General features: G+C 71.2%; 11 protein-coding genes. 3 read left to right on the forward strand and 8 right to left on the reverse strand.

Annotation, left to right across the window (positions count from 1 at the left end; genetic code table 11):
• Position 1: 1 nt before the first annotated feature.
• The 6 genes from ACWCV9_RS27640 to ACWCV9_RS27665 form a co-directional block, all read right to left on the reverse strand.
• Positions 2–1,090: a glutamate--cysteine ligase 2 gene (locus ACWCV9_RS27640; RefSeq protein WP_450790526.1), complete on the reverse strand. Its 1,089-nt coding sequence runs from the start codon at positions 1,088–1,090 to the stop codon at positions 2–4.
• Positions 1,091–1,214: 124 nt separating this feature from the next.
• Positions 1,215–3,422 carry a 1,4-alpha-glucan branching enzyme gene (glgB, locus tag ACWCV9_RS27645; RefSeq protein ID WP_450790527.1) on the reverse strand — a complete coding sequence of 736 codons (2,208 nt, stop codon included), beginning with the start codon at positions 3,420–3,422 and terminating at the stop codon, positions 1,215–1,217.
• Positions 3,423–3,426: 4 nt separating this feature from the next.
• Positions 3,427–4,791, reverse strand: coding sequence for a maltokinase N-terminal cap-like domain-containing protein (locus ACWCV9_RS27650; protein ID WP_450790529.1), 1,365 nt, complete (start codon positions 4,789–4,791; stop codon positions 3,427–3,429).
• A 29-nt stretch (positions 4,792–4,820) separates the two neighbouring features.
• Complete coding sequence (gene treS, locus ACWCV9_RS27655) at positions 4,821–6,539, reverse strand: maltose alpha-D-glucosyltransferase (RefSeq protein WP_385841008.1); 1,719 nt, start codon at positions 6,537–6,539, stop codon at positions 4,821–4,823.
• Positions 6,536–8,527 (reverse strand): alpha-1,4-glucan--maltose-1-phosphate maltosyltransferase, encoded by a 1,992-nt coding sequence (locus ACWCV9_RS27660; RefSeq protein WP_450790531.1) that lies wholly within the window; start codon positions 8,525–8,527, stop codon positions 6,536–6,538. Before ACWCV9_RS27660 ends, treS begins: the two co-directional genes overlap by 4 nt.
• A 109-nt stretch (positions 8,528–8,636) precedes the next feature.
• Entirely contained in the window at positions 8,637–8,936 is a 300-nt protein-coding gene (locus tag ACWCV9_RS27665; RefSeq protein ID WP_358695150.1) for a DUF5133 domain-containing protein, read from the reverse strand.
• Between the two features lie 327 nt (positions 8,937–9,263).
• Between ACWCV9_RS27665 and ACWCV9_RS27670 the strand changes: the two genes are divergently transcribed.
• Together ACWCV9_RS27670 and glgX are read left to right on the forward strand one after the other, a co-directional pair.
• Positions 9,264–9,776, forward strand: a complete 513-nt coding sequence (locus tag ACWCV9_RS27670) for a pep a2 (RefSeq protein ID WP_450790532.1) — start codon at positions 9,264–9,266, stop codon at positions 9,774–9,776.
• Positions 9,773–11,917, forward strand: coding sequence for a glycogen debranching protein GlgX (glgX, locus tag ACWCV9_RS27675; protein ID WP_450790534.1), 2,145 nt, complete (start codon positions 9,773–9,775; stop codon positions 11,915–11,917). Before ACWCV9_RS27670 ends, glgX begins: the two co-directional genes overlap by 4 nt.
• 742 nt (positions 11,918–12,659) lie before the next feature.
• On the opposite strand, the gene ACWCV9_RS27680 is transcribed toward glgX, so the two are convergent.
• On the reverse strand, positions 12,660–13,469 hold the full coding sequence (locus ACWCV9_RS27680) for a VOC family protein (RefSeq protein ID WP_385841004.1): 810 nt from the start codon (positions 13,467–13,469) through the stop codon (positions 12,660–12,662).
• Between the two features lie 128 nt (positions 13,470–13,597).
• On the opposite strand from ACWCV9_RS27680, the gene ACWCV9_RS27685 reads away from it, so the two are divergent.
• Complete coding sequence (locus tag ACWCV9_RS27685) at positions 13,598–13,912, forward strand: ANTAR domain-containing protein (RefSeq protein WP_385841002.1); 315 nt, start codon at positions 13,598–13,600, stop codon at positions 13,910–13,912.
• Positions 13,913–13,914: 2 nt separating this feature from the next.
• On the opposite strand, the gene ACWCV9_RS27690 is transcribed toward ACWCV9_RS27685, so the two are convergent.
• Entirely contained in the window at positions 13,915–14,718 is an 804-nt protein-coding gene (locus tag ACWCV9_RS27690; RefSeq protein WP_450790536.1) for an RNA polymerase sigma factor SigF, read from the reverse strand.
• Positions 14,719–15,012: the final 294 nt, after the last annotated feature.

Raw genomic sequence — 15,012 nt, forward strand, 5'->3', positions numbered from 1 at the left:
CTCAGTCCAGGGTGCGCCGCACGCACGCGGTGACGACACCGCGCAGGCTGTCCGTGTGCTCCATCAGCCGGCGCTGCTCCTGCGCGCCGTTGCCCCGCCGCAGCAGCTCGGCCACGCCCTCCTCGGCCCGCTCCGTGTCACCGCTCTCGCGCAGCGCGTCCTTGGTGTAGTCCAGCAGCGAGCGCAGCACGTCCGCGGCGGGCCGGGGCCGCATGGTCACCGGATCGAGCAGCTCCCGCTGAAGGCCCCAGCGGGCCGCCTGCCAGGCGGCCAGCCGCAGCAGGCTCACACTGTGCCCGCACGGCGGCCGGCCCGCCCGCCAGTCCCGGGCGGCCGTCTCCACCAGGCCGCGGGTCAGCGTGGCGATCAGTACGGCGGTCTCCGCGCGCAGGCACACATCGGACACCCGGATCTCCACCGTCGGATAGTGGGCGCACAGTCGCGCGTCGAAGTACGCCATCGCCTCGTCCAGGATGACGCCGGTGGCCACCATGTCCGCCACCCGCCCGTGGTACCGCTCCGGCGACCCGAACGGCTCGGTCGGCCCGGCCGACGGCCAGCGCTCCCACACCCTGGTGCGGTAGCTGGCGTACCCCGTGTCCCGGCCCTGCCAGAACGGCGAGTTGGCGCTCATCGCGGACAGCACCGGCAGCCACGGCCGGATCCGGTCCAGGACCGCCACACCCTCCTCGTCCGACTCGATGCACACATGCACATGGCAGCCGCAGACCAGCTGGTCCCGGGTGCCGATCCCGTAATGCTCGGCCAGCCACTGATACCGCTCGTTCACGGTGAGGCTGGGGCTGACCGGCAGCGGGGAGGTGGCGAGCGCGGCGACCGAGCAGCCGAACTGCCCGGCGTGCCGGGCCGCCTCCTTCCGGCAGCGCACGATCTCGGCACCCAGTGCCGCCATGTCCGACTGCGGATGCGTGGCGAACTCCAGCATCTGCCGGAACAGCTCCTTGTCGAAGACCTCCTGTCCGGGATCGTCCTGCGCGGCCTGCGCGAGCACGGCCGCCGCCAGCGCCTTCGGGTCACCGCTGTCCGGATCGACCAGAAGGAGTTCCTCCTCCACACCGACCGTGCGCACCGAGTGCCGCCCTTCCTTCCTGTCAGGCCACGGGACGTCCTGTCCCGCTCATGCCGCCAGGGACAGTCGTGGGTCTGTACGACCCCCGAATGCCCCTGGTACGGCCGTCGACACCTGACGGTGCTCAGCGCAGCGGGGTCAGGAACACCGTGGCGAGCGGCGGCAGCGTCACCCGCAGCGACCCGTCCTCGGGCTTGAGCGCCCCCGGCGCGCCGACGACGACGCCGCTGCCGCCGTACTGGAGACCGTCGGTGTTCAGCTCCTCCTGCCAGGCGGGGATCTCCTCGGGCACCCACAGCCGGTAGTCCTCCCGGACGACCGGCGAGAAGTGGGACACCGCGAGCAGCGGGGTACCCGTGCTGTCGTAACGCAGGAACGCGAAGACGTTGTCGTCCGCCGCGTCGCACAGCACCCACCGGAAGCCGCCCGGGTCGGTGTCCCGCTGCCACAGCGCCGGGGTCGCCCGGTACAGCGCGTTCAGGTCCCGGACCAGCTGCTGCACGCCCCGGTGATCGCCCGCCGAGTGGTAGTCGTCACCGAGCAGCCACCACTCCGGGCCGTGCGCCTCCGACCACTCGGCGCCCTGCGCGAACTCCTGCCCCATGAACAGCAGCTGCTTGCCCGGGTGGGCCCACATGAAGCCGAGGTAGGCGCGGTGGTTCGCGCGCCGCTGCCACCAGTCGCCGGGCATCTTCGACACCAGCGCCTGCTTGCCGTGCACCACCTCGTCGTGGGAGATCGGCAGCACGTAGTTCTCGCTGTAGGCGTACACCATCGAGAAGGTCATCTCGTGGTGGTGGTACTTGCGGTGCACCGGCTCCTTCTGCACGTACTCCAGGGAGTCGTGCATCCAGCCCATGTTCCACTTCAGCCCGAACCCGAGCCCCCCGCCGTCGGTCGGCCGGGTCACCCCGTCCCACGCGGTGGACTCCTCGGCGATGGTCACCACCCCGGGGCAGCGCCGGTAGACCGTGGCGTTCATCTCCTGGAGGAACGCGACCGCGTCCAGGTCCTCCCGCCCGCCGAACACGTTCGGCTCCCACTGCCCGGAGTCCCGCGAGTAGTCGAGATAGAGCATCGAGGCGACCGCGTCCACCCGCAGCCCGTCGACATGGAACTCCTCGCACCAGTAGACGGCGTTGGCGACCAGGAAGTTGCGCACCTCGGTCCGCCCGTAGTCGAACTCGTAGGTGCCCCAGTCCGGATGCTCCGCCCGCCGCCAGTCCCCGGGTTCGTACAGCGGGTCCCCGTCGAACCGGGCCAGCGCCCAGTCGTCCTTCGGGAAGTGCGCCGGAACCCAGTCCATGATCACGCCGATTCCGGCCCGGTGGCAGGCGTCCACGAAGTACCGGAAGTCGTCCGGCGAGCCGAGCCGGGGGGTGGGCGCGTAGTAGGAGGTGACCTGGTAGCCCCAGGAACCGCTGAACGGATGCCCGGCCACCGGCATCAGCTCCACATGGGTGAAGCCCATCTCCTTGACGTACGCCGGGAGTTCCTCCGCCAGCGAGCGATAGGTCGAGCCCGGCCGCCACGAGGGCAGATGCACCTCGTACACGGAGAACGGCGCCTCGTGCACCGGGGTGTCGCCGCGGTGCGCCATCCACTGAGCGTCGCCCCACTCGTACCGCGAGACCGTGACGACCGACGCCGTGTCCGGCGGCACCTCCGTCGCCCGTGCCATCGGGTCGGCCTTCAGGAACCGGTGGCCGTACCGGGAGGTGATCTCGAACTTGTACCGGGCGCCCTCGCCGATCCCGGGCAGGAACAGCTCCCACACCCCGGACGCGCCGAGCGACCGCATCGGGTACTGGGTGCCGTCCCAGTAGGTGAACTCCCCGGCCACCCGCACGCCCTGGGCGTTCGGCGCCCACACGGTGAAGCGGGTGCCGGCCACGCCCTGGTGGGTCATCGGCTCGGCGCCGAGCGCCCGCCACAGCTCCTCGTGCCGGCCCTCCCGGATCAGATGCAGATCCAGCTCGCCCAGGGCGGGCAGGAAGCGGTACGGGTCGTGCGTCTCCACCTCGGTGTCGTCGTACGCCACCAACAGGGTGTACGACGGGATCTCCGCCCAGGGGAGAACGGCGGCGAAGAGGCCGTCGCCCTCCGAGGCGAGCGGGGTGCGCACGCCGTCGGCGACGACGCTCACCTCGCGGGCGTTCGGGCGCAGGGCCCGCACACACATGCCGCCGGGCACCGGATGCGCGCCCAGCAGGGCGTGCGGATCGTGATGGGCGCCGGCCAGCAGCCGGCCCCGGTCGTCCGGGCCGAGCGGCGGGGCCGCAGCCGGCGCGGGACCGGCCGCCTCGGGACGCGCGGTGTCGCGCAGTGCCATGACCTCAGCCTCCCCACACGGCGAGCCGCTTGATCGCCGCCATCGGTACCGGCAGCCAGTCCGGCCGGTGTCTCGCCTCGTACAGCACCTCGTAGACCGCCCTGTCCGTCTCGTGCGCGCGCAGCAGCGCGTGCTTCTTGCGTGGATCCCAGCCGGCACGGGCCGCGTAGCCCGCGCAGAACGCCTCCCGGCAGCGGCGCGCCCACTCGGGTCGCCAGGGGCGGCGCTGCCGGGCCGCGTAGTCGAAGGAGCGCAGCATCCCGGCCACGTCCCGCACCGGGGACTGCGGGGCCCGCCGCTCGGCGAGCGGCCGGGACGGCTCGCCCTCGAAGTCGATGACGAACCAGTCGCGCCCGGCCCGCAGCACCTGCCCGAGGTGCAGATCGCCGTGCACGCGCTGCGCCGGGGGACCGGCGTCGCACGTGGCGAGCGCCCCGAACGCCGCCCGCAGCCCCGGCACGAACGGGCGCAGCCCCGGCACGGCGTGCGCGGCCGCCTCCAGCCGGGCGCACATCTCCTGGGCCGTACGGCCCGTCTCGCCCGGCCCGGCCGGCGGGAACGCACCGGCCAGCGCCAGATGCACCTCGGCCATCGCCCGGCCCAGCTCCCGGGCCTCGGCGGTGAAGTCGTCGCCCGCGGCGAGCGCGCGCAGCGCCAGCGTCCAGCCGTCGGTGGCGTCCGGCAGGAACGGCTGGAGCACCCCGAGCGTCGCCGGCCGCGGCGCGCTGGTGGTGAACCAGGCCACCGGCGCCGGGACCCGGGTGCAGCCCTGCGCGGCGAGTGCCGCCGACACCTCCAGGTCCGGGTTGACGCCCGGCTGGATCCGGCGGAACAGCTTCAGGATGAAGGCGTCGCCGTACACGATCGACGTGTTGGACTGCTCGGCGTCCAGCAGCCGCGGGGGAAGACCTCCGGGCAGCAGGACGGCCGGGTCGGCCTCGAAGCGCAGCGGACCCGCCGTGCCCGGCCGGCGCAGCCGCTCCAGCAGCAGGTTCGCCGAGCGCGGGTCGTGCAGCGCGTCGTAGACCGCGAAGCCGGCCAGCGGACCCTCCTCGGCGCGTCCGATGAACGCCCGCTCCAGGCGCGGCGCGAGATGCTGCCGCAGCCCCAGCAGCAGCTGGTAGCAGTCACCGGGCGGGGGAGTGCCGCCGGGCGTGGGCACCGGCGCGTGCGAGGCGTGCACCAGCAGATGCAGACACCCGGGGAACAGCTCGGTCACGGAGAGCACCGAAAGATCGGTGACGGGCCGGTCCTTGCCCGCGAACCAGCGTTGCCGGGGCAGCCAGTCGCGCAACAGCCCGCCGAGCGAGGCCAGCGGCCCGTCGACGCCGGCCGCGGTTCTGGGCCGGAGCGTGATGGTCTTCGGCATGGTGACGCGTCCTTTCCTCGGCGCCGCGGTCAGCGGCGGCGGCCGATGCGGGATGCGACTCGGGTGAGCCGGAACCAGTAGAAACCGTGGCCTTGCAGGGTCAGCAGATACGGCAGTTCACCGATGGCGGGGAAGCGCACCCCGCCGATCAGCTCGACCGGGTGGCGTCCGTCGTAGGTCCGCAGGTCGAGCTCGGTGGGCTGGGCGAAGCGGGAGAAGTTGTTGACGCACAGCACCAGGTCGTCGCCGTACTCGCGCAGGAACGCGAGCACCGCCGGGTTGGAGGACGGCAGTTCCGTGAAGGAGCCGAGTCCGAAAGCGGGGTTCTGCTTGCGGATCTCGATCATGCGGCGGGTCCAGTGCAGCAGGCTGGACGGGGAGGACATGGCGGCCTCGACGTTGGTGACCTGGTAGCCGTAGACCGGGTCCATGATCGTGGGCAGGAAGAGGCGTCCCGGGTCGCACGTCGAGAAGCCCGCGTTGCGGTCGGGGGTCCACTGCATGGGGGTGCGTACGGCGTCGCGGTCGCCGAGCCAGATGTTGTCGCCCATGCCGATCTCGTCGCCGTAGTAGAGGATCGGCGAGCCGGGCAGGGACAGCAGCAGGGCGGTGAACAGCTCGATCTGGTTGCGGTCGTTGTCGAGCAGGGGTGCGAGGCGGCGGCGGATGCCGATGTTGGCGCGCATCCGCGGGTCCTTGGCGTACTCGGCCCACATGTAGTCGCGCTCCTCGTCGGTGACCATCTCCAGGGTCAGCTCGTCGTGGTTGCGCAGGAAGATGCCCCACTGGCAGCCGGAGGGGATGGCCGGGGTCTTGGCGAGGATCTCGGAGACGGGGTAGCGGGACTCCCGGCGTACGGCCATGAAGATGCGCGGCATGACCGGGAAGTGGAAGGCCATGTGGCACTCGTCGCCGCCGGAGCCGTAGTCGCCGAAGTAGTCGACCACGTCCTCCGGCCACTGGTTGGCCTCCGCCAGCAGCACGGTGTCCGGATAGAGCGCGTCGATCTCCTTGCGCACCCGCCGCAGGAACGCGTGGGTCGCCGGCAGGTTCTCGCAGTTGGTGCCCTCCTCGGCGTACAGATAGGGCACCGCGTCGAGGCGGTAGCCGTCGATACCGAGATCCAGCCAGAAGCGCAGCGCCGCCAGGATCTCCTCCTGCACCGCCGGGTTCTCGTAGTTGAGGTCGGGCTGGTGCGAGAAGAACCGGTGGAAGTAGTACTGGCCGCGGACCGGGTCGAAGGTCCAGTTGGAGGCCTCGGTGTCGACGAAGATGATCCGGGCGTCCGGGTACTGCTTGTCGTCGTCGGCCCACATGTAGTAGTCCCCGTAGGGGCCCTCGGGGTTGCGGCGGGACTCCTGGAACCACGGGTGCTGGTCGCTGGTGTGGTTCATGACGAAGTCGATGATCACCCGCATGCCGCGCTGGTGGGCCGCGTCCACGAACTCCACGAAGTCGGCGAGGTCACCGAACTCCGGCAGTACGGCGGTGTAGTCGGCGACGTCGTAACCGCCGTCCCGCAGGGGAGACTTGAAGAAGGGGGGCAGCCACAGACAGTCGACCCCGAGCCACTGGAGATAGTCCAGCTTGGCGGTCAGGCCCTTCAGGTCACCGATGCCGTCGCCGTCGCTGTCCTGGAAGGAACGGACCAGGACCTCGTAGAAGACGGCGCGTTTGAACCACTCCGGGTCCCGGTCCTTGGCCGGGGTGTCCTCGAAGGTGTCCAGTACGGGTTCGTTGACGGTCATGACGCTGCGGGCCCTCCGATCGGGTGCGTCGCTCGCCCGACGTGGAGCAGGTGCGCCGGCGTCCGGCCGGGCGTGAGACACACGTAGTTGGTCCTGCCCCAGTGGTACGTCTCGCCCGTCAGTTCGTCGTGCACGGACAGGGCGGCGTGCCAGTCCAGGCCGAGTTGCGGCATGTCCAACGAGACCGTGGCCTCCTGGGTGTGATGCGGGTCGAGGTTGACGACCACGATGACCGTGTCCGTCCCCGTGCTCTTGCTGTAGGCGAGCACGGCGTCGTTGTCGGTCTGATGGAAGCGGAGATTCCGCAGGCGCTGTAGCGCGGGGTGCTTCCGCCGGACGGTGTTGAGCCGGGTGATGAGGGGCGCGATGGTCCGGCCCTCGCGCTCGGCGGCCGCCCAGTCGCGCGGTCGCAGCTGGTACTTCTCGGAGTCGAGGTACTCCTCGCTGCCCGGGCGCAGCGGGGTGTTCTCGCACAGTTCGTAGCCGCTGTAGATGCCCCAGGTGGGGGAGAGGGTGGCGGCGAGGACGGCGCGGACCTCGAAGGCGGGCCGGCCGCCCTGCTGGAGGAAGGCGTGCAGGATGTCCGGGGTGTTGGCGAAGAAGTTGGGCCGCATGTAGGCGGCCGCCTCGCCGGACAGCTCGGTCAGGTACTCGGTGAGTTCCTGCTTGCTGTTGCGCCAGGTGAAGTAGGTGTACGACTGCTGGAAGCCGATCTGCGCCAGGGTGTGCACCATCGCGGGCCGGGTGAAGGCCTCGGCCAGGAAGATCACGTCCGGGTCCTTGCGGTTGATCTCGCCGATCACCCGCTCCCAGAACACCACGGGTTTGGTGTGCGGGTTGTCCACCCGGAAGATCCGCACCCCGTGCCCCATCCAGTGCCTGAGCACCCGAACCGTTTCGGCGACGAGGCCGTCCATGTCGGCGTCGAAGGCGATGGGGTAGATGTCCTGGTACTTCTTCGGCGGGTTCTCGGCGTAGGCGATGGTGCCGTCCGGCCGGTGGTGGAACCACTCCGGGTACTTGTGCACCCAGGGGTGGTCGGGGGAGCACTGGAGGGCGAAGTCGAGCGCGATCTCCAGGCCCAGGCGCTGGGCCTCGCGCACGAAGAAGTCGAAGTCCTCCAGGGTGCCCAGCTGCGGGTGCACGGCGTCGTGCCCGCCCTCGGGGGAGCCGATCGCCCAGGGCACCCCGACGTCCTGCGGGCCGGCGGTCAGGGTGTTGTTGGGGCCCTTGCGGAAGGTCGTGCCGATCGGGTGGATCGGCGGGAGGTAGACGACGTCGAAGCCCATGTCGGCGATCGGCTTCAGCCGCCGGGCCGCGGTGCGGAAGGTGCCGTGCGGCTGCTCGGCGGTGCCCTCCGAGCGCGGGAAGAACTCGTACCAGGAGCCGAACAGGGCCCGTTCGCGCTCCACCAGCAGCGGCATCGCAGCGGAAGCGGTGACCAGATCGCGCAGCGGATACCGGGTCAGCAGCGCCTGAACGTCCGGCGCCAGCGCGGCCTTGAGGCGCTCGTGCACCGACAGGGAGTCGTCGCCGAGGGCGCGCGCGGCGGCCTGGACCAGCTGCCGCTCCGGGCCCTTGGGCACCCCGTCGGCCGCGCGCTCGTACAGCTCGGCGCCCTCCTCCAGCACCAGCCCGATGTCGATCCCGGCCGGGATCTTCACGGAGGCGGTGTGCCGCCAGGTCGCCAGGGGGTGACTCCAGGCCTCCACCCGGAAGGTCCAGCGGCCGGTCACCTCCGGGGTGACCTCCGCGCCCCACAGATCGGTGCCGGGGGCCAGCTCCCGCATCGGGCTCCAGGGGCCGCGCCGGCCCTTCGGATCACGCAGGACCACATTGGCACCCACGGCGTCATGGCCTTCCCGGAACACGGTGGCAGTGACCTGGAAGGTCTCCCCGACCACCGCTTTCGCCGGGCGCCTGCCGCACTCCACGGCCGGCCGGACGTCACGTACCGGTACGCGGCCGATGGCCGGGGTCCTGCGCATGTCTCTCACCTCCGCCGTGCGCGAAGCCGGGCACCCGGCCCGGCTTCGCGCTCCGAGAAGCGGGCCGGCGCAACCGGGTCCCGCAGGGAACGCCTTGTACGGTGCCAGGTCAGGGGCTTGGCGCCGTGGAACGCCGCTCCGGTGGCGGCGCTCTTCTGGCCGTCCGGCGCGGTTGCGGCCGCCCGTCCTGCTCGCGCAGATAGGTGACCAGGTTGGTGCGCAGATAGCGCTCGGCGGCGTCCGCGGCCTCGCGGGCGCAGCGTTTGCCCATCAGCACGCACAGTGTGTAACCCGAATCCTCGAAGGTGGCCCGGACCGTGCGGTCGTGCGGCGAGGCGAGCATCACGCGCTCCCACGCCCGGTAACGCCGCAACTGCCGGGCCACTTCGGCCTTGGCGGGTAGCAGCATGGCCCTCTTCACCCTCCACGCTCTCGACTGGGCGCGTTCCCGACGGTCGGGTGATGTCCGCGCAACGTAGGGCACGGCACCGTTACGGCGATCGAGGCTTTCACTTATGGTGCACGCGCGACGACGCAGCGTCTTGTTGGAGCTTCAACAACACGGGTGTCGGGTGCTCGTGTTGCACGAATGGCGTAGCGCCCGCACCGTGGAAGGTGACTCAGGAGCGAACAACGCTCACGCTGTGTGTCCGGGGTCTGTCCCGGACCGCGATCCGGGATCCCTCCCGGACGGGGCGAGGGGAGCGAGAGCTTCGCCGGTGAGGAGCAAGCGACGATGAAGACCGCAGTGCCCTGCTACTACCACCTCGATGTGGAAGTCAGCCCGGACCGGGTGGGACAGGTCAGCCGCATCCTGGCCGCCCACCTCCGCTACTGGGACCTCGAGAACCTCGCGGCCCCCGTCTGCCGCGGCGCCGAACTGCTGTTGCGGGCGATCGACGAGCACGCCACCGACAAGCACACCTCGATCGAGATGTGGTGGAACGGCCAGCACCTCATCACCGCGTTCGGCGGCGACGACCCCGACCTGCGGCCCGACCAGGATCTCCGGGCCTGCCTGGCGGACATCGCCGCCATGAGCGACGGCTGGGGCTGCTGCGCCTCGGACACCGGCAGCAAGATCATCTGGTTCTCGCAGCGGGCCCGCGCCGGCGAGCGCGTCCCGCTGGTGCCCACCACCCCCGCGCCCACCCTGCGGCAGGGCCTGAAGGTACCGCGCGAACTGCCGGTGGTGGTGCTGGCCGGCCCCGCGGGGGCCCTGGAAGACGCCCTGGAGGGCAGCCGGTGAGCCGCCGTACGACCAGGAAAGGGCTGCCCGTGTGGAGCGGGCAGCCCTACCCGTTGGGTGCCGCGTTCGACGGACAGGGCACCAACTTCGCCCTGTTCAGCGAGGTCGCCGAGCGCGTCGAGCTGATCCTCGTCGACGACCGCGGCACCGAGACCCCCGTCCGGCTGCACGAGGTCGACGGCTTCGTCTGGCACGCGTACCTGCCCGGGATCGGGCCCGGCCAGCGCTACGGCTACCGGGTGCACGGCCCCTGGCAGCCCGCCCTCGGCCACCGCTGCAATCCGCGCAAGCTGCTGCTCGACCCGTACGCCCGCGCCGTGGACGGCCAGATCGACAACCACGCCTCGCTGTACGAGCGCGCCCCCGACGGGCCGGCCCCGGCCGACAGCGCCGGGCACTCCATGCTGGGCGTGGTCACCGACCCGTACTTCGACTGGGGCGACGACCGACCGCCCCGGATGCCGTACGCGGACTCGGTGATCTACGAGGCCCATGTGCGCGGGCTGACCATGACCCACCCGAAGGTGCCCGGGCATCTGCGCGGCACCTACGCCGGCCTCGCCCACCCCGCGGTGACCGAGCACCTGACCTCGCTCGGGGTGACCGCGGTGGAGCTGATGCCGGTGCACCAGTTCGTGCAGGACGGCGTGTTGCAGGACCGCGGACTGTCCAACTACTGGGGCTACAACACCATCGGCTTCTTCGCCCCGCACAACGCGTACGCCGCCTTCGGCAGCCGGGGCCAGCAGGTCAACGAGTTCAAGGCGATGGTGAAGGCGCTGCACGCGGCCGGTCTCGAGGTGATCCTCGACGTGGTCTACAACCACACCGCCGAGGGCAACGAGATGGGCCCCACCCTGTCCTTCCGCGGCATCGACAACGCCTCCTACTACCGCCTGGTCGACGGCGACTGGGGGCACTACTACGACACCACCGGCACCGGCAACAGCCTGCTGATGCGGCACCCCTACGTGCTCCAACTGATCATGGACTCGCTGCGGTACTGGGTCACCGAGATGCATGTCGACGGCTTCCGCTTCGACCTCGCCGCCACGCTGGCCCGGCAGTTCCACGAGGTGGACCGGCTCTCGGCGTTCTTCGACCTGATCCAGCAGGACCCGGTGATCAGCCGCGTCAAGCTGATCGCCGAGCCCTGGGACGTCGGCGAGGGCGGCTACCAGGTCGGCAACTTCCCGCCGCTGTGGTCGGAGTGGAACGGCAAGTACCGGGACGCGGTACGGGACTTCTGGCGGACCCAGCCCGGCTCGCTCGGCGAGTTCGCCTCACGCCTCACCGGCTCCTCCGACCTCTACCAGCACAGCAGGCGCCGGCCGCGCGCGAGCGTCAACTTCGTCACCGCGCACGACGGTTTCACCCTGCGCGACCTGGTGTCGTACAACGACAAGCACAACCAGGCCAACGGCGAGGAGAACCGGGACGGCGAGAGTCACAACCGGTCCTGGAACTGCGGAGCCGAGGGCCCCACCGACGACCCGGCGGTCCTCGAACTCCGCGCCCGCCAGCAGCGCAACCTGCTCGCCACGCTGCTGCTCTCCCAGGGCATCCCGATGCTCTGCCACGGCGACGAGCTGGGCCGCACCCAGCGCGGCAACAACAACGCCTACTGCCAGGACAACGAGATCTCCTGGGTGGACTGGGAACTGACCGAGGAGCAGCGCGGCCTGGTGGAGTTCACCCGGCGTCTCATCGCGCTGCGCGCCGCGCACCCCGTACTGCGGCGCCGGCGCTTCTTCCGCGGCGAGACCGTGACCAACGCCGAGCAGCCGCTGCCCGACCTGATGTGGCTCAGGCCGGACGCCCGGGAGATGACCGACCGGGACTGGCAGCGCCGGGACGCGCACTCGGTCGCGGTGTTCCTCAACGGCGACGCCATCGCCGAACGCGACTCCTACGGGCGCCGGATGATCGACGACTCCTTCCTGCTGCTCGTCAACGGCTTCTGGGAACCGGTCGACTTCCGGCTCCCCGACGCCTCCTTCGGCGAACGCTGGACCACCCTCATCGACACCGCGGACCCCGACGGCATCCCCGACGAACGCGAACGCAAGGCGGGCACGAGACTCCGGGCGGAGGCCCGCAGCCTGGTCCTCCTGACCCGGCCGTCCCGCACGACGGACTAGACCCGCTCCCTTCCGGCACCGGGCGTGCCGCATCGACGTCCGTCAGGGGCTCACGGCACCCGCCCTGGCGCAGCCCGCCGGGTCGTCATCGCGCCCGGGCTGATGCAGTCGCCCCTGGCCCATGGGGATGACACCCATGCGGGCTCGGTACGCCTGGCGTGCCGCATTCGCGTGCGTCCTGGCTTCACCGCGCCCCGGGCGGGGCGAATCGTGCCCAGGGGGAGTCAGCGCGTCTGGCGTGACGCAGTCGCGTCCGTCGCCGTCTCATGGCACCCGTCCTGATGCATCCCGTCGGGTCCTGATCGCGCCCGGTGTGTGCAATCGCCTAGACGCGGCCCGTGCGGGGGATGGCGCCGTCGTGGGGGCAGCGCGCGTGGCGTGATGTGTCCGCGTCCGTCGCGGACCATCGGGCCCGGGGGGCATCGCCCCCTGCGTGGGGCCAGCAGGCCCCGCGCGACGTCTGCGCGCCCGTCACGGCCTCATGCCCTGATGCAGCCCACCGCTCCCCACGGGCTTCTCCGCGCCCGGCGCTACGCATTCGCGTCCGTCGGGGTCTTACCGCGGCATGCGCACCCGGAGGGGCCGCCATCCCACCGGCGTGGGGGCAGCGCGCCTCGCGTGACGGAGCCGAGTCCGTGACACGTTCGCGTCCGGCACCGTCTCACCGCACCCGCCGGGTGGTGATCGCACCGGCGATGGGACATGCGCACCCCAGGGGGCCGCCATCGCACCCGGTGTCGCGTCATCGCTCCCTGCGTGACGTCACCGTGAACTGGGCGCCGTCGGGGTCGCGGAGGATGGCCTCGGTCTCGTCCTCCCGCAGCACGCTGCCGCCGTGTTTCTCCGCCGCCCGCGCACACACCGCCACGTCGCCGACCGCGAAGTGGATCTGCCAGTGCGGCCGTACGGACGGATCCGGGGCCGCCTCCACCGCGCCGGAGTCGATCCGCGCGACCACATCGCCCTGGCTGCGCAGCAGCACCTCGTCGCCGTTGTACTCGACCTCGCAGCAGCCCGGTTTCCCGGACGCCCAGTCGAGGATCTCGCCGTAGAAGATCGCGGAGTCGAAGGCGTTGCGGGTGTGCAGCCGGATGAAGGTCGGTGCCGCCCGCCGCCACGCCTCCCAGTTGGCGACCAGTTCGCCCTGCCAGATCCCGAAGGTGGCCCCGTCCCGGTCGGCGAGCAGCGCCGCCCGGCCCGGCGGGAAGGACAGCGGCCCGACCGCCGCCGTACCGCCCCGCTCCCGGGCCCGGGACACGGCCACATCGGCGTCCTCCACCGCGAAGTACGGCGTCCAGGCCACCGCCATCTGCCACATCGCGGCGACGGCGGCGATCCCGGCCACCGGGACGCCGTCCGCCAGTGCGACGCGGAAGTGTTCACCGAGCTTCACGCCGCGCCAGCGCCAGCCCAGCACCGCCGCGTAGAAGTCCTGGGTCGTCTGGAGGTCGCGGCTGGTCAGACTCACCCAGCAGGGGGCGCCGAATACGGAGTGCGTGGAGACGACGTCCCTTCTGCGCGGTCCGCCGCCGACAGGGGTCTCTGGGTTCATGGCAGTCGCGTCCTGCTCTCGGGGCCGGGTGGCCACCGCTCTGGGTTCAGTGTCCAACCACACGGGGGTGGGTCGCCTGTCGAGTACCCCGGGTGGCAGACGGACAGGCCGGTGAGGACCATGGAGGGATGGGAGAGAGCGAGTCTGACCGGATCGCCGCGTTGCAGACCGAGGTCGGCCAGCTGAAGGAGGCGATGGTCTCCCACGCCGTCGTCGACCAGGCCATCGGCATGATGGTGGCCCTCGGCCGGGTCACCCCCGACCAGGGCTGGCAGGTGCTCAAGGAGGTCTCCCAGCACACCAACATCAAGCTGCGCAACATCGCCGAGATGATCCTTGTCTGGGGGCGCCGGGGTGACATCCCTGCCGAGGTCAGGGCCGAGCTGGAGGACGCTCTGGACCGGTACGGCCCGACCCAGATCCCGGGCAGCGAGGACGAGTAGCCTCAGCGGGCCTGGGCCTCGGCGAGCAGCTCCTCGCGCAGCCGGTCGAAGCAGCCGCTGAGCAGCCGGGAGACGTGCATCTGCGAGATGCCCAGCTGCTGAGCGATCCGGCTCTGGGTCATTCCCCGGAAGAACCGCAGGTAGAGGATGGTGCGCTCGCGCTCGGGCAGCGCCTCCAGGCAGGGCTTGACGGCGGCCCGGTCGACCACGAGGTCGAACCCCGGGTCCGGCTCGCCGAGGGAGTCGCCGAGGGCGTAGCCGTCGGTGCCGGCCACCTCGGCGTCCAGGGAGAGCGCGGAGAAGCACTCCAGGGCCTCCAGCCCGGCCTGCACCTCCTCCTCGGTCAGCCGGGTGTACGCCGCGATCTCGGCGACGCTGGGCGGCCGGCCCGACGTGGTCTGCGCCAGCTCCTTGGTGGCGGCGCGGACCCGGTTGCGCAGGTCCTGCACCCGGCGGGGCACATGCAGGGTCCACATGTGGTCCCGGAAGTGCCGCTTGATCTCACCGGTGATGGTGGGTACGGCGTACGCCTCGAAGGGCCGGCCGCGGGAGGGGTCGTAGTGATCGACCGCCTTCACCAGACCCAGGGCCGCCACCTGGTAGAGGTCCTCGAGGGACTCGCCGCGGCCGCGGAACCGCACGGCGATCCGCTCGGCCATGGGCAGCCACAGCCGGACCAGCTCGTCCCGCAGCGCCTGCCGCTCGGGACCGTCGGTCAGGGTGGCGAGCCGTTCGAAGGACTCACCCGTGTCGGGGGCGTCGTCGTGGGGGTGGGGGCGGGGCTTCGTACCGCTGGTGACACGCATCGTGCGCACCTCTCTCAGCAGGTGCTGGATGGACAGACACCGTGGGAGGTGCGCTCGGACTCGGACCGGGAAAAGGACACCGGGGCCCGGCGTCGCCGGCTCCCACGGACGTGCCTCCTGTCCGAAGCACTGAGGGTCTCCTTCCCATTATGGAGCACATCAAAACAAATGGGGCATATAGGATGATCGTTTGGGAGGTGGTGCGCCGACCGTGAGCGGCGGGCCGTGCACCGGGGTGCCGGCCCTGTCGTGGACGTGAGATGCGGCACGCGCGCGTACGCCGCCGGAAGCGCT

Source organism: Streptomyces sp. NPDC001606, from assembly GCF_053596835.1.